17 protein-coding genes, 1 tRNA gene and 1 pseudogene are annotated in these 21,136 nt (G+C 73.7%); 10 read left to right on the top strand and 9 right to left on the bottom strand.

What is annotated here, in order from left to right; translation table 11 throughout:
- On the top strand, positions 1-399 hold a 399-nt coding region (locus tag C1I97_RS10530; RefSeq protein ID WP_146608188.1), incomplete at its 5' end, for an AI-2E family transporter.
- An 83-nt stretch (positions 400-482) separates the two neighbouring features.
- On the top strand, positions 483-896 hold the full coding sequence (locus tag C1I97_RS10535; protein ID WP_111002960.1) for an SRPBCC family protein: 414 nt from the start codon (positions 483-485) through the stop codon (positions 894-896).
- Between the two features lie 57 nt (positions 897-953).
- On the opposite strand, the gene C1I97_RS10540 is transcribed toward C1I97_RS10535, so the two are convergent.
- A complete protein-coding gene (locus C1I97_RS10540) occupies positions 954-1,559 on the bottom strand; it encodes a hypothetical protein (RefSeq protein WP_111002961.1) in 606 nt (201 codons plus the stop codon).
- 217 nt (positions 1,560-1,776) lie between these two features.
- Between C1I97_RS10540 and selA the strand changes: the two genes are divergently transcribed.
- Both selA and C1I97_RS10550 read left to right on the top strand, forming a co-directional pair.
- On the top strand, positions 1,777-3,096 hold the full coding sequence (gene selA / locus C1I97_RS10545) for an L-seryl-tRNA(Sec) selenium transferase (RefSeq protein WP_111002962.1): 1,320 nt from the start codon (positions 1,777-1,779) through the stop codon (positions 3,094-3,096).
- A 7-nt stretch (positions 3,097-3,103) separates the two neighbouring features.
- Positions 3,104-4,852, top strand: a pseudogene (locus C1I97_RS10550) (SelB domain-containing protein); the annotation flags it as partial.
- A 38-nt stretch (positions 4,853-4,890) separates the two neighbouring features.
- Here C1I97_RS10550 and C1I97_RS39815 read toward each other — a convergent pair.
- A tRNA-Sec gene (locus tag C1I97_RS39815) sits at positions 4,891-4,983 on the bottom strand.
- A gap of 192 nt (positions 4,984-5,175) precedes the next feature.
- Between C1I97_RS39815 and selD the strand changes: the two genes are divergently transcribed.
- Entirely contained in the window at positions 5,176-6,198 is a 1,023-nt protein-coding gene (gene selD, locus C1I97_RS10555; protein ID WP_111002964.1) for a selenide, water dikinase SelD, read from the top strand.
- A gap of 27 nt (positions 6,199-6,225) precedes the next feature.
- Here the strand turns inward: selD and fdh are convergent, their stop codons facing one another.
- Both fdh and C1I97_RS10570 read right to left on the bottom strand, forming a co-directional pair.
- Positions 6,226-9,486, bottom strand: coding sequence for a formate dehydrogenase (fdh, locus tag C1I97_RS10560; RefSeq protein WP_181446669.1), 3,261 nt, complete (start codon positions 9,484-9,486; stop codon positions 6,226-6,228).
- Between the two features lie 62 nt (positions 9,487-9,548).
- On the bottom strand, positions 9,549-10,484 hold the full coding sequence (locus C1I97_RS10570) for a hemerythrin domain-containing protein (protein ID WP_111002967.1): 936 nt from the start codon (positions 10,482-10,484) through the stop codon (positions 9,549-9,551).
- Between the two features lie 252 nt (positions 10,485-10,736).
- Between C1I97_RS10570 and C1I97_RS10575 the strand changes: the two genes are divergently transcribed.
- The 4 genes from C1I97_RS10575 to C1I97_RS41315 are packed head-to-tail and all read left to right on the top strand — an operon-like array spanning position 10,737 to position 13,971.
- Positions 10,737-11,393 (top strand): cytochrome c oxidase subunit II, encoded by a 657-nt coding sequence (locus C1I97_RS10575; protein ID WP_111002968.1) that lies wholly within the window; start codon positions 10,737-10,739, stop codon positions 11,391-11,393.
- Positions 11,390-13,075: a cytochrome c oxidase subunit I gene (locus C1I97_RS10580; RefSeq protein ID WP_111002969.1), complete on the top strand. Its 1,686-nt coding sequence runs from the start codon at positions 11,390-11,392 to the stop codon at positions 13,073-13,075. Before C1I97_RS10575 ends, C1I97_RS10580 begins: the two co-directional genes overlap by 4 nt.
- A complete protein-coding gene (locus C1I97_RS10585) occupies positions 13,072-13,431 on the top strand; it encodes a hypothetical protein (RefSeq protein ID WP_111002970.1) in 360 nt (119 codons plus the stop codon). The genes C1I97_RS10580 and C1I97_RS10585 overlap by 4 nt, the downstream gene beginning before the upstream one ends.
- A 6-nt stretch (positions 13,432-13,437) precedes the next feature.
- Positions 13,438-13,971, top strand: coding sequence for a hypothetical protein (locus C1I97_RS41315; RefSeq protein ID WP_258382513.1), 534 nt, complete (start codon positions 13,438-13,440; stop codon positions 13,969-13,971).
- A 41-nt stretch (positions 13,972-14,012) separates the two neighbouring features.
- On the opposite strand, the gene nrfD is transcribed toward C1I97_RS41315, so the two are convergent.
- The 3 genes from nrfD to qcrB are packed head-to-tail and all read right to left on the bottom strand — an operon-like array spanning position 14,013 to position 17,738.
- Positions 14,013-15,038, bottom strand: a complete 1,026-nt coding sequence (gene nrfD, locus C1I97_RS10595) for an NrfD/PsrC family molybdoenzyme membrane anchor subunit (protein WP_181446670.1) — start codon at positions 15,036-15,038, stop codon at positions 14,013-14,015.
- Positions 15,035-16,081: a 4Fe-4S dicluster domain-containing protein gene (locus C1I97_RS10600; protein ID WP_111002971.1), complete on the bottom strand. Its 1,047-nt coding sequence runs from the start codon at positions 16,079-16,081 to the stop codon at positions 15,035-15,037. Before C1I97_RS10600 ends, nrfD begins: the two co-directional genes overlap by 4 nt.
- A 16-nt stretch (positions 16,082-16,097) precedes the next feature.
- On the bottom strand, positions 16,098-17,738 hold the full coding sequence (gene qcrB / locus C1I97_RS10605; protein WP_441349101.1) for a cytochrome bc1 complex cytochrome b subunit: 1,641 nt from the start codon (positions 17,736-17,738) through the stop codon (positions 16,098-16,100).
- Between the two features lie 315 nt (positions 17,739-18,053).
- Between qcrB and C1I97_RS10610 the strand changes: the two genes are divergently transcribed.
- A complete protein-coding gene (locus tag C1I97_RS10610; RefSeq protein ID WP_181446671.1) occupies positions 18,054-19,832 on the top strand; it encodes a thiamine pyrophosphate-binding protein in 1,779 nt (592 codons plus the stop codon).
- A 14-nt stretch (positions 19,833-19,846) separates the two neighbouring features.
- On the opposite strand, the gene C1I97_RS10615 is transcribed toward C1I97_RS10610, so the two are convergent.
- Positions 19,847-20,236 carry a hypothetical protein gene (locus tag C1I97_RS10615; protein ID WP_111002973.1) on the bottom strand — a complete coding sequence of 130 codons (390 nt, stop codon included), beginning with the start codon at positions 20,234-20,236 and terminating at the stop codon, positions 19,847-19,849.
- An 86-nt stretch (positions 20,237-20,322) separates the two neighbouring features.
- On the bottom strand, positions 20,323-21,136 hold an 814-nt coding region (locus C1I97_RS10620), incomplete at its 5' end, for an alpha/beta hydrolase family protein (protein ID WP_146608189.1).

The following is a 21,136-nucleotide window of genomic DNA, read 5'->3' on the forward strand; positions in this document are numbered from 1 at the left end:
ATCGTGGCCGCCACCAACGCCGTACTCGTCGGCGCCGCCCTGCTGGTGCTGCGCGTACCGCTCGCGCTGCCGTTGATGCTGCTGGAGTTCTTCGCCACGTTCGTACCGCTGGTCGGGTCACCGGTCGCGCTCGGCGTGGCCACGGTGGTCGCCCTCGCCGGACGCGGCCCGCTCATCGCGCTGGCCGTGCTCGCCCTGATCGTCGTCATCGGCCAGATCGAAGGGCACCTGCTCCACCCCCTGGTCATGAGCTGGGCGGTCCGTCTGCACCCCCTCGTCGTCGCCGTCTCCGTCATCGCGGGCAGCATCGTCGGCGGCATCCTCGGCGCCGTCGTCGCCGTCCCGTTCGTCTCGGTCGTCTGGGCGGTCCTGCGCGCCCTGCGCCCCGCCCCGCCCTGACGCGGCCGAACCGGGGCTTTTCGGCCGCCTCGGAGAGGGCACGCGATCGAGGTACGACCCCCGAGCGGAGGAACGGTGCCACCATGGCCGAGTACGAACGTTCACGCACCATGCCCGCAGCGCCCGAGCAGGTCTTCGACCAGGCCGCCGACGTCGCCCGGCTCGACGCCTGGCTGCCCGGTGACCTGCACGTGCACCCCGAGCAGCCGCCCGCCGTCACCGTGCACGAGGACCACACCGACCAGGACACCTCCGCCCTGCTGCACGCCGAACGCGACCAGATGCGCATCGAGTGGGGCACCCGCGAGCAGGGCGACTACGCGGGCTGGCTCCAGGTCGCCGGCATCGGCAGCGGGGCCAGTGAGGTGACCGTCCACCTGTCGTTCTTCGACGACACGCACGACCCGGGCGAACGAGCCGCCCGCGACGCCCTCGACAGCAGCCTGCGCCGCCTGGAGGAGCAGGTACGCCTGCGTGTGGAGAACGAGGCCGGGTGAGCGGGCCGGCGCCGGGAAGAGGCGAACCGGCGGGAGCCGGCGGGAAGCGAGGGGCCGTCACCCCACCAAAGTGGTGACGCGCACCAGGCAGGGCCTGCGCGGGGTCGACCCGAAACCGAAGCGTACGGGCGGTACGACCGGCGCCGGCGGCCCCAGGTCCCCGCCCTCGAGGACGGCGTCGGCGCCCCTGACCGGACGCAGGTCCCGCGCCCCGTACCACTCGCGGCGCCCGCCGCCGGCCGTGCCGCAGGTGCGCACGCCCCGCAGCAGGCGCGCGGGCAGGCCCACCGCCTCGATCCAGCGCGGACGGACGGCGAGCCCTCGCGGCACGGCGCGCAGCGCAAGCCCCAGCGGACCCCGCCGGCCGGTGGTGAAACGCAGGGTCAGCGAGTCGGAGGTGACGGTCCAGCCGTCACCTCCGGCCGTCACCCGGACCGGCTCGACGCGCACCTCGTCGAAGACGTAGGTGGCGGCGATGAAGCGCGCCGTCCTGGGGTCGGGGGCCAGCAGTACGCGATGCCCGTCGCACCGCTCGATCATCACGTCGGCGAACGGCCCGAACGGCGAGTGCGCCCAGCAGCCCAGGACGAGACGCGTACCGGAGGCCGTGCCGATTCCGGCGATATGGCCGTCGAAGACCCACCGCGCGCGTCCCCCGTTCATCCGGCACCTCTGTTCATCCGGCACCCCTTCACTCCTGCCGTCGACGGCAGTGGCCAGGACCTGTGCGGGTTCCCGTGCCGCAGCCCGGGTACACGAGCGGCTGCCCGGTGGTGCGGTACGGCGTGTCGTGCGGACGGCCCCGGGCGCCGGGAGGCGAACCGGGAGACGATGGGAGTGCCGGGGCGGCCACGAGGCCGTGACGGGGACGGAGGGGCGGATGGAACAGCGGGTCATGGGGCAGGTGAGCGATGCCCGGCGGCGGATCCCCCGCACCGACGCCGTTCTGCGGGACCCGCGCCTGGTGGACGCGGCGGGCCGGCTCGGGCCCGGACCGGTCAAGGCCGCGGTCCGGCAGGCTCAGGAGCGGGCACGCCACGGCGCCCTCGCCCCCGAGGAGGTGGCGGACACCGCCGTGGCGCTGCTGCCGCGCGCGGCCGGCGGGCTGCGCCCGGTGATCAACGCCACCGGGGTGCTGCTGCACACCAACCTCGGCCGGGCCTCCCTGTCCGCGGCGGCCCGGCAGGCCGTGCAGGACGCCGCCGGGCCCACGGACGTCGAGCTGGACCTGCGGACCGGTGTGCGGGCCCGCCGGGGCCGCACCGCCCTGGACGCGCTGCGCGGCCGGGTGCCGTCCGCCGCGGCGGCGCACGTCGTCAACAACGGCGCCGCCGCCCTCGTCCTCGCCGCCACCGCCCTCGCCATGGGCAGGGAGATCGTCATCAGCCGGGGCGAGATGGTGGAGATCGGGGACGGCTTCCGGCTGCCGGACCTGCTGGTCTCCACCGGGGCCCGGCTCCGCGAGGTCGGCACCACGAACCGTACGACCGCCGAGGACTACGCCGCCGCCATCGGCCCGGAGACGGCCTTCGTCCTGAAGGTGCACCCCTCCAACTTCCGCATCACCGGCTTCACCCGTGCCGCCGGCATCCGCGAGCTGGCGGCGCTGGACGTGCCGGTGGTCGTCGACATCGGCTCCGGGCTGCTCGCCCCCCATCCGCTGCTGCCCGAGGAGCCGGACGCCGAGACCCAGCTGAGGGCCGGCGCGGCCCTGGTGACCGCCAGCGGGGACAAGCTGCTCGGCGGCCCCCAGTGCGGACTGCTCCTCGGTGACGCGGACCTCGTCCGCACCCTGTCCCGGCATCCCCTGGCCCGCGCCCTGCGGGTGGACAAGCTCACGCTGGCCGCCCTGGAGGCGACCCTGACGGGCCCCGAGACCCCCACTGCCGCGGCCCTCACCGCCGACGCGGGCCGGCTCATGCGCCGCGCCGAACGGCTCGCCGCCGCGCTGGGCGCCACCGGCGTCGACGTCCGGGCCGTCGCCTGCGACGCCACGGTCGGCGGTGGCGGCGCGCCCGGCGTGACGCTGCCCAGCGCCGCGCTGTCCCTGCCGGAGCCGTACGCCGCCGTGCTGCGCACCGGCCGGGTGCCGGTCGTGGGCAGGCTGGAGGGCGGTCGGTGCCTGCTGGACCTGCGGGCGGTGCCCGAGGAGGACGACGAACGGCTGGCCGGCGCCGTGCGGTCGGCGGCGGAGAGGTAGGCGGGCCATGCGCGTACTGGCCACCGCGGGACACGTCGACCACGGCAAGTCGGCCCTGGTACGGGCGCTGACCGGGATGGAACCCGACCGCTACGAGGAGGAGCGGCGCCGGGGCCTCACCCTGGACCTCGGTTTCGTGTGGACCCGGCCCGACGCCGACGGCGAGCACCTCGCCTTCGTCGACGTGCCCGGGCACGAGAAGTTCGTGGCCACGATGCTGGCCGGGGTCGGCCCCGTGCCCGCCGTGCTGTTCGTGGTCGCCGCCGACCAGGGCTGGCAGCCGCAGTCCGAGGAACACCTGGCGATCCTCGACGCGCTCGGCGTACGGCACGCCGTCCTCGCCGTGACCCGCAGCGACCTGGCCGACCCCGGGCCGGTGCGGGCCGACGCCCTCCAGCGGCTGGCCCGCACCTCGCTCGGCGCCGTGCCGTCCGTGGCGGTGAGCGCGGTGACCGGCGCCGGACTGGACGAGCTGCGCACCGAACTGGCCCGGCTGGCCCGTGCGCTGCCCGTGCCGCCCGCCGACGCGGACGTACGGCTGTGGCTGGACCGCGCCTTCACCGTGCGCGGGCACGGCACCGTGGTGACCGGCACCCTCGGCGCGGGCACCCTGCGCGTCGGCGACCGGCTGGTGACCGGGCAGGGCTCGGCCCCGCTGAGGGTGCGCGGGCTGCAGTGCCTGCAGCAGGAGCGCGGCGCCGTCAGCGGGGTCGCCCGGGTCGCGGTCAACGTGCACGGCCCGCTCGACGGGGAGCTGCGGCGCGGACAGGTCCTGCTGACCCCGGACCGCTGGCTGCTCACCGACCGGATCGACGTCCGTGTCACCGGGGAGCCGGCCGGCGAACTGCCCCGCACCGCGGGCCTGCACATCGGCACGGCGGCCGTCGCGGTCACCGTCCGCCCCCTCGGCGAGGACACCGCCAGGCTGACCCTGCGCCACCCGCTGCCGCTGCGCGTCGGGGACCGGGCGGTCCTGCGCGAGCCGGGCGGGGGGCGCATGCCCTGCGCCGCGACCGTGCTCGACGTGTGCCCGCCGGACCTGACCCGGCGGGGCGCCGGACGGGCCAGGGCGGCGGAACTGGCCACGATGACGGGCCGCCCCGACGGCGCGGCGGAGCTGCGGCGCCGCGGGCTCGTTTGCCGCTCCCGCCTGCTGGCCATGGGCGTGCCCCCGCCCTGTCCGCCCGTCACCGGGGACTGGCTGGCCGACCCGGGCCACTGGGCCCGGCTGCGCGAACGGCTGGCCGCCGAGGTCGAGCGGTACGCGCGCCGACACCCCATGGAGCCGGGGCTGCCCGCCGAGGCCGCCCGGCACCTGCTCGGCCTGCCCGACCGGGCCCTGGTGGACGCCCTCGCCCGGACACCCGGCGAGCCGCGACTGCAGCGGCGCGACGGGCGCCTGTACGGCCCCGCCGGCCTCGGCCCCACCCTGCCCCCGCCGGTCCGGGCGGCCGTCGACGCGGTGCGGCGCGAACTGGAACAGGCGCCGTTTTGCGCGCCGGAGGCCGACCGCCTCGCCCAGCTCGGGCTCAACCGCAAGGCCGTGGCCGCAGCCGTCTCCGCGGGCGCGCTGCTGCGGGTCGGCGACGGGATCGTGCTGCTTCCGGGGGCGGACGTCCGGGCCGCCGCGGTACTGCGCCGCCTGCCGCAGCCCTTCACGCTCAGCGAGGCGCGCAAGGCGCTCGGCACCACCCGCAGGGTCGCCGTGCCGCTGCTGGAGTTCCTCGACTCCCGCGGCCACACCGAACGGGTCGACGGCCAGCGCAGGCGCTGCCGGGCGGACGCCGGGGGGAGCGGAGGCGGACGGGAATCGAACCCGCCTGCCCGAGATCCTCGGGCACCTCGGTTTTGAAGACCGGGAGGGCCACCAGGCACCCACACGCCTCCACCGCCCGACAGGCTACCGGAAAGATCCCGGCATGCCGCACGGACGACGGAAACAGCGGGTGAAACAGGCAGCAGAGACAGACGGCGAGAACAGACGGCGAAACCAGACGACGAAACCAGACGGCGAAACCAGACGGCGAAACAAGCAGCAGAAACAGACGACGGAAACCGGCTGAGAGCAGGAGACACGGCATGACCGCCACCGCTGAAACCCCCGTACGGCTCACCCAGTTCGCCCATGGCGGCGGCTGCGCCTGCAAGATCCCGCCGGGCGAGCTGGAGGACGTGCTCGGCGGGCTGACGGCGGCGACTCCCGCCGCCGGCGACACCCCGTTGCTGGTCGGCCTGGCCACGGGTGACGACGCCGCCGTCGTCACGCTGCCCGCGCAGGGCGGCGCCGCGCAGGCCGTGGTCTCCACCGCCGACTTCTTCACCCCGGTCGTCGACGACCCCTACGACTGGGGACGCATCGCCGCGGCCAACGCCCTGTCGGACGTGTACGCGATGGGCGGACGGCCCGTCCTGGCGGTCAACCTGCTGGCCTGGCCGCGCGACGTCCTGCCCTTCGACCTGGCCCGCGAGGTGCTGCGCGGCGGGCTGGAGGTCGCCGCCGAGGCCGGCTGCCACGTGGGCGGCGGGCACAGCGTCGACGACCCCGAACCCAAGTACGGCATGGCCGTCACCGGCCTCGCGGACCCGGAGCGGCTGCTGCGCAACGACGCCGGCCGCCCCGGACTGCCCCTGACGCTGACCAAGCCCCTCGGCCTGGGCGTGCTGAACAACCGTCACAAGGCCACCGGCGAGCAGTTCGAGCAGGCCGTCGCCACCATGGTGGCCCTCAACCGCGACGCCTCCGTCGCCGCCCTGGCCGCCGGCGCCTCCTGCGCCACCGACGTGACGGGCTTCGGCCTCCTCGGCCACCTGCACAAGCTGGCCCGCGCCTCGGGCGTGACGGCCGTGGTCGACACCGCCGCCGTGCCCTGCCTGGACGGCGCCCGGGAGGCCGTGCGCGACGGCTACGTCAGCGGCGGCACCCGCCGCAACCTGGAGTGGGTGGCCCCGCACACCGACTTCGGCGACACGGACACCGACACCCGCCTCCTCCTGGCCGACGCCCAGACCTCCGGCGGCCTCCTCGTCGCCGGCGAGATCCCCGGCCACCCGGTGATCGGGGAACTCGTCCCGCGCGGCCCCTACTCGGTGATCCTGAGGTGACGACCCGGAGGTGACCGGCCGCCCCGGTCAGGGCTCCGTTCCGGTCCGGGCGTCGATGCCCGCGCGGGCCCGGTAGGTACGGACCAGTTCCACGGCGGCCGGGCCCCTGGGTCGGCGGCCCGGGCGGATGTCGACGGCGAACGCCTTGGTCTCCTGGATGTGGGTGTTGGGGTCGAGGGACAGGTGCAGCAGCTCGTTGGCCGCGTCGCCGGTGCTGTAGCCGTTCGGCCCCCAGTGGTAGGGCAGGCCCACCTGGTGCAGGGTGCGGCCGTGCACCGTCAGCGGCGGCACCCGGTCGGTGACCAGCACCCGGGCCTCGATCACACCCCGGGCGCTGACGATGGTCGCCCAGCCGGTGTGCTCCAGGCCCCGCTCGGCGGCCAGCTCGGGCGACACCTCGCAGAAGAACTCCGGCTGCAGCTCCGCCAGGTACGGCAGCCAGCGGGACATGCCGCCCGCGGTGTGGTGCTCGGTCAGCCGATAGGTGGTCGCCACGAACGGGAACACCTCCGAGCCCGGCTCACCCGGACCGGGCTGGTAGCGGTTGTCCGGGTGCGGCGGCAACAACTGCCGTACCGGGTTGCGCTGCTGGCCGTATAGCAGGTTGGGGAACGGCGAGTCCTGCGGCTCGTAGTGCGTCGGCAGCGGCCCGTCGGTCAGCCCGGACGGCACGTACAGCCACGCCTTGCCGTCGGCCTGCATGATGAACGGGTCGGTGCCCGTCAGCGCCTCGGCCGCGCTCGCGTCCGGCGGCGGCCGGTGGTACGGCGACTTGTTGTCGGCGAAGTCGGGGATGTCGTGGCCCGTCCACTTCGCCTCGTCCTCGTCCCACCACACCAGTGCCTTGCGCTCGCTCCACGGCTTGCCGTCCGGGTCCGCCGAGGCCCGGTTGTACAGGATCCGCCGGTTGGCCGGCCAGGCCCAGCCCCACTCGTTCGCCACCCAGTCCTGCTCCTTGCCCGGCTTGCGGCGGGCGGCCTGGTTGACGCCGTCGGCGTAGACACCGCAGTAGATCCAGCAGCCGCACGCGGTGGAGCCGTCGGGGTTCAGCTGCTCGTAGGAGGCCAGCGGGTTGCCCTCGGCGTCGTAGCCGTTGACCTCGGCGAGCACCGCCTCCGCGTCGGGCTCGGCGATCTCGCCCTTCGTGGGATAGTCCCAGGTCAGGTCGAGCACCGGCCGGTCCATCGGGTCGGTGGACCCGGCGAGCTTCTGCCGGATGATCCGGCCGAGGTGGAAGGTGAACCACAGGTCGCTGCGTGACTCGCCGGGCGGCTCGACGGCCTTGTGGTGCCACTGCAGCAGCCGCTGGGTGTTGGTGAAGCTGCCGTCCTTCTCGGTGTGCGCGGCGGCCGGCAGGAAGAACACCTCCGTGCCGATGTCCTCCGTGCGCAGCTCCCCGGTCTCGATCTCCGGGCCGTCCTTCCACCAGGTGGCCGACTCGATCAGGGAGAAGTCCCGTACGACGAGCCAGTCCAGGTTGGCCATGCCCAGGCGCTGCATCTTGGCGTTGGCGGAGCCCACGGCCGGGTTCTCGCCCATCAGGAAGTAGCCCTTGCAGGTCCCCTCCAGCTGGGCCATCACCGTCTCGTAGGTGGAGTGCGAGCCGGTCAGCCGCGGCAGGTAGTCGAAGCAGAAGTCGTTGTCGGGGGTCGCCGCCTCGCCCCAGTACGCCTTCAGCAGGCTCACCAGGTACGCGCGCATGTTGCCCCAGTAGCCCTTGCTCGCGGCCTCGCCGCGGACGAAGGAGTCCAGGTCCTCGTTCTGGTGCGCGTGCGGCATCGGGATGTACCCGGGCAGCAGGTTGAACAGGGTGGGGATGTCCGTCGACCCCTGGATGGAGGCGTGCCCGCGCAGCGCCAGGATGCCGCCGCCCGGCCGGCCGATGTTGCCCAGCAGGCTCTGCAGCACGGCGGCGGCGCGGATGTACTGCACGCCGACCGTGTGCTGGGTCCAGCCCACCGCGTAGGCGAACGCGGTGGTCCGGTCCCGCCCGGAGTTCTCCGTCACCAGCTCGCACACCTGACGGAACAGCTCCTGCGGCACCCCGCAGATCCGCTCCACCATCTCCGGTGTGTAGCGGGCGTAGTGCCGCTTGAGCACCTGGAACACGCACCGCGGATGGGTCATGGTCTCGTCGCGCTCGGGCTCGCCCGCGCCGATGTCCGCGCCGCCCGACCCGTGGGCCTCGCCACGCCCCGCCTCGGCGAGCGTCCTGCCGCCGCCGGTGCGCTTCTCGTACTCCTGGTCGCGCTGCCCGGAGGCCGCCTGCACCTCCATGCCCTCGTACTGCCAGCTGCTGTTGTCGTAGCTGCGGCCCTCGCGGTCCAGGCCGGAGAACACGCCGTCCAGGTCCTCGGTGTCCCGGAAGTCCTCGCTCAGCACGACGGGCCCGTTGGTGTAGGCCACGACGTAGTCACGGAAGTACTTGTCGTTGCTCAGGACGTAGTTGATGATCCCGCCGAGGAAGGCGATGTCGGAGCCCGCGCGCAGCGGCACGTGCAGGTCGGCCAGCGCGCTGGTCCGGGTGAACCGCGGGTCGACGTGGATCACCTTCGCGCCGCGGGCCTTGGCCTCCATCACCCACTGGAACCCGACCGGATGGCACTCGGCCATGTTCGAGCCCTGGATGACGATGCAGTCGGAGTTCTGCAGGTCCTGCTGGAAGGTGGTCGCGCCGCCGCGGCCGAACGAGGTTCCCAGACTGGGAACGGTGGAGGAGTGTCAAACACGCGCCTGGTTCTCGATCTGGATCGCGCCCAGAGCGGTGAACAGCTTCTTGATCAGGTAGTTCTCCTCGTTGTCCAGCGTCGCCCCGCCCAGGCTCGCGATACCCAGCGTGCGCCGGGTGCGGACGTCGTCGACCTCCCACTGCCAGCCGGCGCGGCGGGTCTCGATCACCCGGTCGGCGATCATGTCCATCGCCGTGTCCAGGTCGAGCCGCTCCCACTCGGTGCCGTGCGGGCGCCGGTACAGGACGTGGTGCTCCCGCGCGCTGCCGGTGGTCAGCTGCAGGCTGGCCGAGCCCTTGGGACACAGCCGGCCGCGGGAGATGGGGGAGTCGGGGTCGCCCTCGATCTGGGTGACCCGTTCGTCCTCGACGTAGACGTTCTGGCCGCAGCCCACGGCGCAGTACGGACAGATCGACTTCACCACCCGGTCGGCCGAGGCGACCCGGGGGGTGAGCCGTGCGCTGGGCCCGCTCTTGGCGGCGGCTCCGCGGCCCAGGGGGTCGGTGCCCTTGAGCTGGCGGTAGACCGGCCAGGAGTCGATCCACGTGCGTACGCCCATGAGATGTAGCCCTTTCGGTACTGCTGCTCGGTCCTGCTGCTCGACGTCGTGCGGCCGTCCGGTTACGTGTCGTCCCGCTCCGTTCCCCCGCGGTCGGCGGGCCGTCCGCCGACCGTGTCGCGGACCCGGTCCACCAGCGCCGCCGCCATGCCGCCGGCGGCCACCGCGGCCGGCGGGTGCTGCGGGGCGTGCGGGTGGGGCCGGGTCGGCGCGCCCTTCCAGGCCTGGACGACCCTGGAGCCCAGTCGCTCGCGGTCCTCCTGCGGCAGATTCTCGCGCAGCCGGGCGAAGACGGCATCCTCGAAGGCGACGTGCTTGCGCAGCTGGTCCCCGAGCTGCTCGATCAGGTCGTCGAACTCCTCGCTGTCCGGCGAGGTCCGCTGCAGGTCCGCCAGTGTGCGGGTGCCCTCGCTCTCCTGCTCCAGCGCCTGGTCGGCCAGGTGGTCCCCGTCCTCCAGCACGTCGCGCACGGTCGGCCACAGATGGCGCTGTTCGGCCGGTTCGTGGCTCGCCAGCGCCTCGGCGATCAGGTCGACGAGGGACTGCCGGCGCAGGCGCTGGGCCTCGGAGCCGCCCTTCTTCACCCCGGGCAGGGCCTGTACCTGCTTGAGCAGCGCGGTGACGCGGTCGTGGTCGCGGGTCAGTACGTTCGTGAGCTCGTGCACGTCGCCGGGCGCGCGTTCGCCCTCCGGGACCGCGTCGCGCGACTCGGCCGCCTGTCGCATCCGCCCGTCGGCGGTGGCCCGCCGCTTGAGCCACTGGTGCGTCCCGTCCTCGCCGGTGGGGTTCTCGGCGGGCGGGTTGGACAGGTGCTGGGTGGACTCCTGGGGCATCCCGGGGCGGTGCTGCTCCGTGGTGGTGAGGGTGTCCCCGCCGTCGGCGGGCAGGCCCGTGGCGATGAGGAACGCCTGGCCCGCGGGTACTCCGAGCCGGCGTCCGGCCTCTTCGTAGCCGAGGCCGTCGGCGAGCAGACGCCGCACCTGGCTGCGGCTGGGCATGGGCCTCGTCTCCTTCCGCTCCGGTCCGGTTGCATGCTGCGAAGTACCCCTGGCACGACCGGTGAAACCGAAAATTCCCCGCACTGGAGGTGTGAGCCGCGGACACCGGGAAACTCCCGCCTCCAGCATGGCGGTACGTCTGCTCGCGGACCGTCCGGCATGCCCGTAATGACCAGGTGGCCGTGGTTCCACGGGGCGGGATGGGAGTGATCGCATGATGGTCGGGGGCTTCGGCCGCGCGGCGGTGACGCGATGATCCAGCGCCATGTCTTCGGCAGTGTGTTCTCCGTGGAGTCCGCGATCGCGGGGTTCGTGTTCCTGGTCGTGTGCGCCCTCCTCGGTTACGCGCTCCTCAGGCGGCGTGCCGGACGGCAGCCGACCGCCTCCCAGCGGCCGGAGAGGCCCGCACTGGAGAAGTTCTACGTCGGTGTCCTGGCCGCGTTCGCGGTGTTCCTCGTCGCCTGGACCGCCTGGCAGAACCACCGGGAGCACCGGCCGCCCGCCGCCGAGCCCGTCCGCGTCGACGTCACCGGCTTCCAGTGGTGCTGGACGTTCGGCTACCCCGAGTCCCCCGCGAAGCGCAGCGTCACGGGCACCTGCCGGGGCAAGGACATGCCGACCCTGGTGGTGCCGACCGGCCGCCCGGTGCAGCTGCGGCTGACCTCCGAGGACGTCATCCACTCGCTGTGGATCCCGGACCTGCGCTACAAGATGGACACCTTCCCCGACCACGTGAACACCTTCACCCTCACCCTCGACCACGAGGGCCGCTGGCGGGGCAGGTGCGCGGAGTTCTGCGGCGAGCGGCACTACTCGATGGATTTCTGGGTGCAGGCGGTCTCGCCCCAGGAGTACGAGCGGTTCCTGCACGGGCAGCCGGTCGGCACCGCGGCGGGAGCGGCGGCATGACTGTCGCGCCTCCCGCCGCCGGCACGGAGGGCACGGGTGGCCGGCCGGTCCCGCCGGGCGGCTGGCTGGGCTGGGCGACCTCCACCGACCACAAGCGCATCGGACTGCTGACCATCGGCACCAGTCTGGTGCTGTTCCTGCTCATGGGCGTCCTCGCCCTGATCATGCGCAGCCAGCTCGCCCAACCCGACCTGCACGTGGTGGACGCCCACACCTACAACCAGCTGTTCACCATCCACGGCTCCGGCATGATCTACATGGTGATCACCCCGTTCGCGCTCGGAATGGGTGTCTACCTGGTGCCGCTGCAGGTCGGGGCGCCCGGGATCGCCGCGCCCCGCCTGACGCTGCTGGGCTACTGGCTCTACCTGCTCGGCGCGGTGATGATGCTCTCCGGCTTCGCCACTCCCACGGGCGCGCACGCCGGCGGCTGGTTCTCCTACCCACCGCTGGCCGACAAGGAGCACTCGCCCGGCCTAGGCTCCGACCTGTGGATCGCCGGAGTGTTCCTCGCCACCACCGGCGTGATCCTGATGGGCTGGACCGTGCTGTGGACGGTGCTGCGGCGCCGTGCCCGGGGCATGACGATGCTGCGCTTGCCGGTGTTCTGCTGGTCGCAGATCGCCTCCTGCCTGATGGTGATCGGCGCCTTCCCGGCCCTGCTGGCGGCGCTCACCCTGCTCGCCGTGGGCCGGGCCGACGCGTCCGTCTTCGCCTCCAACGTGTGGAACATCGGCTACCAGCACCTGTTCTGGTTCTACGGCCACCCCGTGGTGTACGTCATGTTCTTCCCGTACCTGGCCGCGGTCGCCGAGGTGCTGGCCGTCTTCTCCGGCCGCCGCTTCTTCGGTTACAAGGGGACCGTCCTGTCGCTGCTGGTGTTCGCCGCCCTGTCGATGAGCGTGTGGGGCCACCACATGTTCGCCACCGGGCAGGCGACCAACGACTACTACTCGCTGACGTCCATCGCGCTGCTCGTCCCCGCGGGCATCGAGTACTTCGGCATGATCGGTACGGTCCTGGGCGGCCGGCTCCGCTTCCCCACGCCGATGCTGTTCGCCCTGGCGTTCATCCCGCAGTTCCTGATCGGCGGGCTCACCGGCATCATGGTCGGCACCCCGGTCATCGACTACCACGTCACCGACAGCTACTTCATCGTGGCCCACCTGCACTACGTGCTCTTCGCCGGCAGCGCCTTCGGCCTGTTCGCCGCCGTCTACTTCTGGTTCCCGAAGGTGACAGGCACGATGCTGGGCGAACGGATGGGGCGGCTGCACTTCTGGCTGCTGGTGATCGGCACCAATCTGACCTTCCTGCCGATGTTCTTCCTCGGCTACTTCGGCATGCCGCGCCGCGTGGCGACGTACGAGCCCTTCGACGGCTTCGGCCTGATGAACCTGCTGTCCAGCATCGGCGCGGGTTTTCTCGCCGCCGGCATGACCGTGTTCGCCGTCAACGTGCTGTGGGCCCTGCGCAAGCGGGCCCTGGGCCGGGCCGAGGCGGCCGGGGACGACCCCTGGGGGGCGTACACGCTGGAATGGGCCACCTCCTCGCCGCCGCCCCGGCTGAACTTCGCCCCCGACCGCCCGCTGCCCCCTGTCACCAGCTTCGTCCCGCTGCTGGACCTGCGGGAGCGGCAGGCCCGTGAGGCGGCGGCCGCGCAGGAGGGGAACCCGTCATGAAGCGGCATCTGCCGTTCGCCGTCGTCGGCGGCTGGGGACTGCTCAACGGGGTGCTGCTGGCCGTGCTCGGGGTCTACGGCGAGAGTTCCCTGGTCCTCTGGCTGTGGGGCGGGGTCGTCGTGCTGCTGGAACTGGCCGCGGTGCTGGTGCTCGTCTCCTCGCGCTCCGGCCCCGACCAGCACGTCCGCTACCGGGTCCCGGACCGCGGGGCCGGGGCGGTACCAGCCGCCGCGTTCGGCTGCGCGCTGGTCGCCCTGGCCTTCGTCTACGGCCTGTGGCTGCTGGCCCTGGCCGTTCCGCTGCTGGGCGCGGCGATCGCGCTGGCCGTGCACGGCACGAGCGCGGCGGAGAGGTGAGGCGGCATGGACCACTCCACGCATCTGACGGGGCTGTCACCGGCCGTGGCGATGGGCCTGTCCGGTTTCGTGCTCGCCGCGGTGGTCCCCGGCGTCGTACGGCTCACCCGGCGCTCCCCGCTGTGGCGGTGGGCGAGCCTGCCGGCGGGTGTGGCGCTGCCGCTGCTGGTGGTGGTGCACGCCTGGGCGGTGCTCGGCGACCTGGCCGGGCTCATGCCGCCGGCCGGCGCGTGGCTGACGGAGCCGGTCCTGGTGGTGTCCGCGGTGCTCTTCTGGATCCCCGTCCTCACCCGCACCCGGCACCGCCTGAGCGATCCCGGCCGGTGCCTGTACCTGTTCCTGGCGGCCCCGCTGCTGGACCTGCCCGCGGTCTGGGTGGTCGCCGAGGGCCGCCCGGCGGAGGGGATCGCCATGATCGTGGGCATGCTGCCCCTCGGCATCGCCGCGGCGGCGGTCACCTGGTCCTGGGTGAACCGGGAGGAACGGCTGGCCGCGGACGACCTCGCCCTGTCCCCGGGCGGCGCCCCGCAGGCTCCCTGACGCCCGCCCGCGCGCGGGGACCGCCGCCGGACGACCGGGCGTCAGCCCGCGCGGGCCCGCAGCCGTTCCCGCTGGGGCACGACCGTGTACTTGGGATCCTCCGCGGAGTGCACGCCGGCGTGGAAGATGCCGAACCTGAGGGCGGCGGAGCCGGAGAGCAGGGCCGCCCCCGCCGCCACGGCCAGGGGCCGGCCGCCCCGGCGGCCCGCGAGCGCGGACAGCGCCGCGCCGCCTGCCGTGAGGAGCTCCGCCGCGCGCAGCAGCCTGTGCGGTTTGCCCTGCCCGAACGGCTCGGCCACCAGGCCCATTCGGCGCTTCATCAGATGGAAGGTGCCCATCTCCAGTGCGGCACCGAGCACCGCCATGCGGCGCGCCGGGCCCGCCTGCCGGGCCGGCACGCAGGCCAGGGCCAGCCCGGCCGCCGCGCTCGCGCCGGAACCGGCGAACACGAACGGCATCTCCCGGTAGCCCTCGTGCCACGAGGGCACCGCCGTGTCGGAGATCAGCACGGCGGTGTAGGTGGCCACCGCCGGCCCCAGGACGGCGGCGGCCGCCGTGGCTCCGGCGCCCAGGACGCGGTAACGGCCCGTGACATCGGCGGCCGCGGCGGCCACCGTCAGCGGCGCGTACCCGGCCAGCAGCCAGGAGCCCACGTTCATCGGCGAGGTCGGCTTGAAGACGCGGAGCATGTTGATGAACCGGGCCGGCCGGCCCAGGTCGTGCACCAGCGCCGCCAGCGACGCGGAGATCGCGCCCGCCGCACCCAACTTCGCCGTCCGGGCCAGCGCCGGCCGCCCCGTGGCCTGCGCCCCGGCCGCCAGCAGCGACGACCCTCCGGCCAGCCCGCCGAGCCAGAGATAGCCGGCGATGTCCAGCGGCTCCCAGGTCGGCTTGTTCAGGACCGGTTTGCCGTAATACGACGAGAACCGGGCCTCCGGCACCATCGGCTGCTCGCCGCGTCCGCGGCGCCGCCTGTGCCGCCCGCGCCCGCCGCCCGCGCCGGTCAGGGCGTCCCGGCCGGGCCGCGCTCCCTCGACACCCCCGCGGGTGACGTCCGATCCGCTCATCGTGGCCTCCTGACGAAGCTGGCGACGGCCAGCGCGGCGAGCGACACGGCGGCCGTCGCCGCGTGCTTCCACATCGCGGGCAGATCCCTGGTGGTGACCACCGGGTCCGGTGGCAGGCCGTAGACCTCGGGCTCGTCGAGCAGCAGGAAGAACGCGCCGTCGCCGCCGACCCCGTCGTCCGGGCTCTCCCCGTACAGCCGCGCGTCCGTCACACCGGCCGCGTGCAGCTGCGCCACCCGGGCGGCCGCCCGCTCCCGCAGCTCCTCCAGCGGCCCGAACTGGATGGAGTCGGTGGGACAGGCCTTGGCGCAGGCCGGCTCCATGCCGACGCCCAGCCGGTCGTAGCACAGCGTGCACTTCCAGACCCGCCCGTCGCCCTTGCGCTGGTCGATCACCCCGTACGGGCAGGCGGGCACGCAGTACCCGCAGCCGTTGCACACGTCCTCCTGGACCACCACCGTGCCGAACTCGGTGCGGAACAGCGCCCCCGTGGGACACACGTCCAGGCAGGCCGCGTGCGTGCAGTGCTTGCACACGTCGGAGGACATCAGCCAGCGCAGCTCGGTCCGCCCGTCGGGCGACACCGGGGAGATCTCCCCGGCCGGCGCGCCCGCGGGCGCCGACTCCGGTGAGGGCGCGGTGGCCCCGGGGCCGGGGGAGGAGGGCGAGGTGCCCAGCTGCCGGGCGGCCTCGAACACGTCGAACCCGCCGTGGCCGACGCCCGGTTCCTGACCGCCCAGCGGCTTGCGCTGCTCGATGAAGGCCACGTGCCGCCAGGTGTCGGCGCCGAGCCCCTGGGTGTTGTCGTACGACATGCCGGTCAGCTCCAGGCCGTCCTCCGGCACCGAGTTCCACTCCTTGCACGCCACCTCGCACGCCTTGCAGCCGATGCACACCGAGGTGTCGGTGAAGAAGCCCATCCGGGGCGGGGCGTCGGGGTAACCGGCCGCCCCCGCCACGTTCGGCTGCGGCCCGAACAGCAGGTTCCCCGAGGACGCGGCCTCGCCCGCCCCGTTCACCGCCGCCGTACTGCCTTCGGTCATGTCCGGTGCTCCTCGTTCAGCTCCCACTGTTCTCCTCGGCCTCCTTGGGACCGGCCCGCGCGACCTCGATCTGCCGCCGCTGCCACTCGGTGGTGGGCAGCTCCACCCGTTCGCCGAAGAACCACCGGCTCAGCGCGTTGCGGATCCGGTGCCTGCGGAACCAGCGCCAGACCTCCGTCCCGTGTGCCCGGGGCCGTGGTTCGGCACGCACGAGGATGCGGTACGCCTCCTCCTGGGACAGCAGCGTCCGCGCTTCCTCGTAACCGCCCCCGGGGGTACGCCGCACCTGCGCCGTGACCCGGCCCTCCAGCAGCCGCCTCCGGTCGGCCGCCTGCAGCCCGAGACAGGCCCGCTTGGTGGCGTGGTAGACCACGAACGGCACCACGAACGCGCCGGCGCGCAACCAGTACGTCAGCACCTCGAACGGGACGTGGAACACGTACGACAGGACGTCCTGGCCGCCCGCCAGCAGCAGCACGCCGTAGACCGAGAGGGCCGCGGCTCCCAGGGCCGTGCGCGTGGGCTGGTTGCGCGGCCGGTCGCACAGGTGCTGCTCGGGCAGCGGGCCGGTGAGCCACCGTTCGAAGAACGGATAGGCGTACAGGATGACGAACAGCAGTGTGGGCAGCACCACGCCCGGCAGGAACACGTTCCAGGCAACGGTGTGCCCGACGGCGTTCGTCTCGGCGCCGGGCATCAGCCTGAGCCCGCCCTCCAGGAAGCCGACGTACCAGTCCGGCTGGGCGTCGATGGAGACGTGGTCGGTGCGGTAGGGGCCGAAGTCCCAGATCGGGTTGATCTGCATCAGCGCACCCATCAGGGCCAGGACGCCCATCAGGGTGAGGAACAGGCCGACGGACTTCGTCGTGTACTGCGGGAAAAGGGGCTTGCCGATCACGTTGCGGTTGGTGTGGCCGGGCTTCGCCCACTGGGTGTGCTTGTGGTAGACGACGAAGCCCAGGTGGACCCCCACGAGCGCCAGGAGCAGGCCGGGCAGCAGCAGGATGTGGAACACGTACAGGCGCGGGATGATCTCGTGCCCGGGGAACTGGCCGCCGAAGACGAGGAACTGGAGGTAGGTGCCGACCACCGGGATCGACAGCATGATGCCCTGGGCGGTGCGCAGACCGGTGCCGGACAGCAGGTCGTCGGGGAGCGAGTAGCCGGCGAACCCCTCCAGCATGGCGAGCCCGAACAGCGTCACCCCGATCACCCAGTTCACCTCCCGCGGCCGGCGGAAGGCACCCGTGAGGAAGATCCGCATCAGGTGCACGCCGATCGCGGCGACGAACACCAGCGCGGCCCAGTGGTGCATCTGCCGCAGCAGCAGGCCCCCGCGGATGTCGAAGCTGATGTGCAGCACCGACGCGTACGCCTGCGACGTCAGCTGCCCGCGCAGCGGCGCGTAGGAGCCGAGGTACGGCTTCTCCGTCATGTCCGGGTGGAAGAAGAAAGTCAGCCAGACACCCGTCAGCACCAGCACGAGCAGGCTGTACAGGGCGATCTCGCCCAGCAGGAACGACCAGTGGTCGGGGAACGCCTTGCGCAGGAACTGCTTGCCCGCCATGGACAGCGGCAGGCGCTTGTCGAGTGCGGACGCCACCCGTTCGCCGCGTGCGGGCGGCTCGGATGGTGCGTACTTGTCAGCCACCGTCACGCCGTGCCCGCCTTTCTGCCACCGTGTCCGGCCCCGCGTCCTCGGTGCTCGTTCCCGAGCCTGGCACGGGTGCCCGGCCGGCGCGCGCCCGAAACCGCGCCCGGATGTACGGGGTGGGGCGGTGCGGGCGGTCGCGGACCGGGTGGAGGCAGGGGTGCGCGGCGCCGCGCGCGTGGGAGCGCCCGCCCGCGCGGAGGAGTCGCGCGGGCGGGCGCTCATGGCCGGGCGGGAGGCCGGTGACCACCGGCGGTTTGGCGGCGCGGGGGCGGGCTACCCGATGCCGCGATCCTCGGCTCCCAGGTGCGGGAGGTGCACGTGGCCGGCGTCGGTGAACTCATCGCGGCACGCCTGCGGGCGTGGGGGGTGGACCGGGTCTTCGGCGTGCCCGGAGCGGACGCCGACGCCCTGATCGGCGCGCTCGGCGACGGGCGCCACGGCCCGGAGTTCGTCCGGGCCCGGCACGCGGAGTCCGCCGCGCTCATGGCCTGCGCCCACGCCAAGTTCACCGGCCGGCCGGGCTGCTGCCTCGCCCCGGCCGGCTCCGGCGCCCTGCACCTGCTCAGCGGCCTGTACGACGCCGCGCTGGACCGGCAGCCGGTCGTGGCCCTGGTGGAGGAGGACCGGCCTTTCCCGGACACGGACGTCCGGCGGCGCGCCGTCCCGGCGGTACGGCTCCTCGCGGACGTGTCCGAGTTCTGCGAAGTGGTGTCCGAGCCGGGGCGGGTGCGGGACGCGCTGGACCGGGCGGTACGCGCCGCGCTCACCGACCGGGGCGTCGCCGCACTGATCGTGCCGCGAGCGGTCCTGCGGACCGAGGCCGTACCGGAATCCGGGCACGAGGACCGGCCGGCCGACGCCCCCGTCGGCTTCCGCCCGCCGGTGCGGCAGGCGGACGAGCGGGAAGTGCGGCGGGCGGCGGTCGTCCTGAACGAGGGACGCAGGGTCGCGGTCGTGGTGGGGCCCGGCGGCGCCGCCGCCTCCGGGCAGGTCGTCGGCGCCGCCGAACTGCTGGGTGCCGGAGTGGCCAAGACACCGCTCGGCCGCGACGTACTGCCCGACGTACTGCCCTACGTCACCGGTGTGGCGGCTCCCTCCGGCAGCGCCGTCGCCGCCGCCCTGCTGCGGGAGTGCGACACGCTGCTCCTGGTGGGCGCGGAGGACTTCGCCGGGCGCCTGCTGCCGGGCCGCGGCCCGCGCGTGATCAGCGCCGACCCGGACGTCACCGCGCGGCCGGAGGTCCGCGGCGCGTCCGAGACCGTATGGCTGACCGGGGACGTCACCGCCGCGCTGGACACACTCGTCCCGCTGCTGCGCCGCAAACGTGACCGCCGGTGGCGCACGGACGTCGAACGGGCGGTGCGCCAGTGGCGTGCCCAGGGCCGCCAGAAGGCGTCACGGTTCTTCGGCGCCCTGGTCAACCCCCGCTCCGTCGTCGCCGAGCTGTCCGCGCGTCTGCCGGACCGGTCCGTCGTCGTCACCGACTCCGGCTCCGCCCTGGACTGGTGGACACGGCACCTGGAACTGCGCACCGGCATGCGCACCGCTCTCTCGGGCCACCTCGGCACGCCCGGAGCCGCCGTACCCTACGCGGTGGCCGCCCGCCTGGCCTTCCCCGACCGCCCGGTCATCGCCCTGATCGGCGACGGAGCGCTCCAGGCGAACGGGATGAACGAGCTGATCACCGTCCGGCGGCAGCTGCGACGGCCGGCCCGGACGCCTCCGCTGATCTTCTGCGTCCTGAACAACGGCGGCCTCAGCCGGCTGACCTGGGAGCGTCGCAGCGCGGCCGGGGACCCTCTCCTCGCCCCCTCCGGCGAGCTGCCCCGGATCTCCTTCGCCGACTACGCCCGGCTGCTCGGCCTGCCCGGCGTGCGCTGCGAGCACCCGGGCGAGGTGGCTCCCGTCTGGGAGAGCGCCCTGCGGTCCACGGGCCCGGTCCTGCTGGAGTTCGTCGTGGACGGCGAAACCCCGCCCGACTGGACGTCGGCCGCCGGAGGGGGAGAGGCCGGACGGCTGTTCCCGCCCGGCATCGCGCGCCGCACCCTGCGGCGCAGGATCGCCGCGGCGGTCGGCGGCCTGTTCCGCGCGGCCTGACCGGCTCGGAGCGCTCACGGCTCGGGCCGCTGCCCCAGGTGCGCGTTGTGCCAGGCGATGGCACGCCGGATCTGGGACTCCTGCAGGCCGGTACGGCAGCCGAGCCGCTCCATCGTGAGGAACCGGGTGCCGCTGCTCAGGGCACGGTCGATCTTCGCGGCCCACAGCTCCTCCGGCACGAACTCACGGCCCTCGTAATCCTTCCGGACCACGGCGAGGTGTTCCTCGCAGCAGGCGGTGACACGGCGCAGGCCGTCGAACCAGTCATGGGTGGGATGGACGGCGGAGGAGTCGGGGACGTAACCACGCACCCTCTCGTCCTCCGGGAAGGTCACGCCGCACAGGTCGCACAGCTCCAACGGCAGCGGCCGAACCGGCCGTGCCCGCTTCCTGCGCTTCCACATCGGGGCCCCCGGGTCACGGTATGTTCCGGACATAGGAGTTGCCGCGGGAGCCGGTGACGAAACGTCCGGCGCGGATGACGTGGCGGTCAGCCGGCCAGGTGGCGCTGGATCCAGTCGGCGGCGGCCCTGCGGAAGGTACGGCGGTTGTCCGCGCGCCGGAAGTCGTGCCCCTCGTCGCGCAGGACGAGGAGTTCCGCCTCCACCCCGCGCTCCCGTGCGGCCCGTACGAACTGCTCGGACTCGCCCGGCGGCACGTTGGTGTCGTGCTCGCCGTGCACGGCCAGCACCGGGACGCGCAGCGCGTCGACGCGGCTCATCGGCGACAGCTCGTGCAGCAGCTCGCGGTCGCGGTCCGGGTGCCCGTACTTGTGGGCGGCCGATTGGGCCAGCCACGGCTCGGTGCCGGCGAAGAACGTCGTGAGGTCCGACATGCCGCACACCGGGACGCCGGTGCGGAACAGGTCCGGATGCCACACCAGGGACGCCATCGTCAGGTAGCCGCCGTAGGAGTGGCCCATCACGGCCAGCCGGCGCGGGTCGGCCAGGCCCTCCAGGACGGCATGGGCCGCGCAGTCGGCGACGTCGTCGATCGCCGCGAACCTCCCCCTGCCCAGGTCCGCGTCGACGAAGGAACGGCCGTACCCGGAGGAGCCGCGCACATCGGGGGCGAAGACGTCCAGTCCCCGGCCCAGCAACTCGTGGTACAGCGGCTCGAACACCGGACGCTCCTGTTCCTCCGGGCCGCCGTGCAGATGCAGCACGCACGGCGCGGGCTCCGCGGGCGAGCGGCCCGGAGCGCGGTAGTACCAGCCGCCCAGTTCCAGGCCGTCCCGGGCCACCGGGCCCACCCTCCCGTACGGCCGGTGCCGGTGCGCCCGGTGGCCCGGGACGGCCTGGAAC

This window comes from Streptomyces sp. NTH33, from assembly GCF_003236365.1.
Classification (GTDB): Bacteria; Actinomycetota; Actinomycetes; order Streptomycetales; family Streptomycetaceae; genus Streptomyces.

Excerpts from the sequence above, each read along its gene's own strand:
- C1I97_RS41315 (WP_258382513.1), top strand. The coding sequence starts at position 13,438 with ATGGACCACTCCACGCATCTGACGGGGCTGTCACCGGCCGTGGCGATG.
- C1I97_RS10615 (WP_111002973.1), bottom strand. The coding sequence starts at position 20,236 with ATGTGGAAGCGCAGGAAGCGGGCACGGCCGGTTCGGCCGCTGCCGTTG.
- nrfD (WP_181446670.1), bottom strand. The coding sequence starts at position 15,038 with ATGAGCGGATCGGACGTCACCCGCGGGGGTGTCGAGGGAGCGCGGCCC.
- C1I97_RS10540 (WP_111002961.1), bottom strand. The coding sequence starts at position 1,559 with ATGAACGGGGGACGCGCGCGGTGGGTCTTCGACGGCCATATCGCCGGA.
- selD (WP_111002964.1), top strand. The coding sequence starts at position 5,176 with ATGACCGCCACCGCTGAAACCCCCGTACGGCTCACCCAGTTCGCCCAT.
- C1I97_RS10575 (WP_111002968.1), top strand. The coding sequence starts at position 10,737 with ATGATCCAGCGCCATGTCTTCGGCAGTGTGTTCTCCGTGGAGTCCGCG.
- selA (WP_111002962.1), top strand. The coding sequence starts at position 1,777 with ATGGAACAGCGGGTCATGGGGCAGGTGAGCGATGCCCGGCGGCGGATC.
- C1I97_RS10580 (WP_111002969.1), top strand. The coding sequence starts at position 11,390 with ATGACTGTCGCGCCTCCCGCCGCCGGCACGGAGGGCACGGGTGGCCGG.
- C1I97_RS10570 (WP_111002967.1), bottom strand. The coding sequence starts at position 10,484 with ATGCCCAGCCGCAGCCAGGTGCGGCGTCTGCTCGCCGACGGCCTCGGC.
- C1I97_RS10585 (WP_111002970.1), top strand. The coding sequence starts at position 13,072 with ATGAAGCGGCATCTGCCGTTCGCCGTCGTCGGCGGCTGGGGACTGCTC.
- C1I97_RS10535 (WP_111002960.1), top strand. The coding sequence starts at position 483 with ATGGCCGAGTACGAACGTTCACGCACCATGCCCGCAGCGCCCGAGCAG.
- C1I97_RS10600 (WP_111002971.1), bottom strand. The coding sequence starts at position 16,081 with ATGACCGAAGGCAGTACGGCGGCGGTGAACGGGGCGGGCGAGGCCGCG.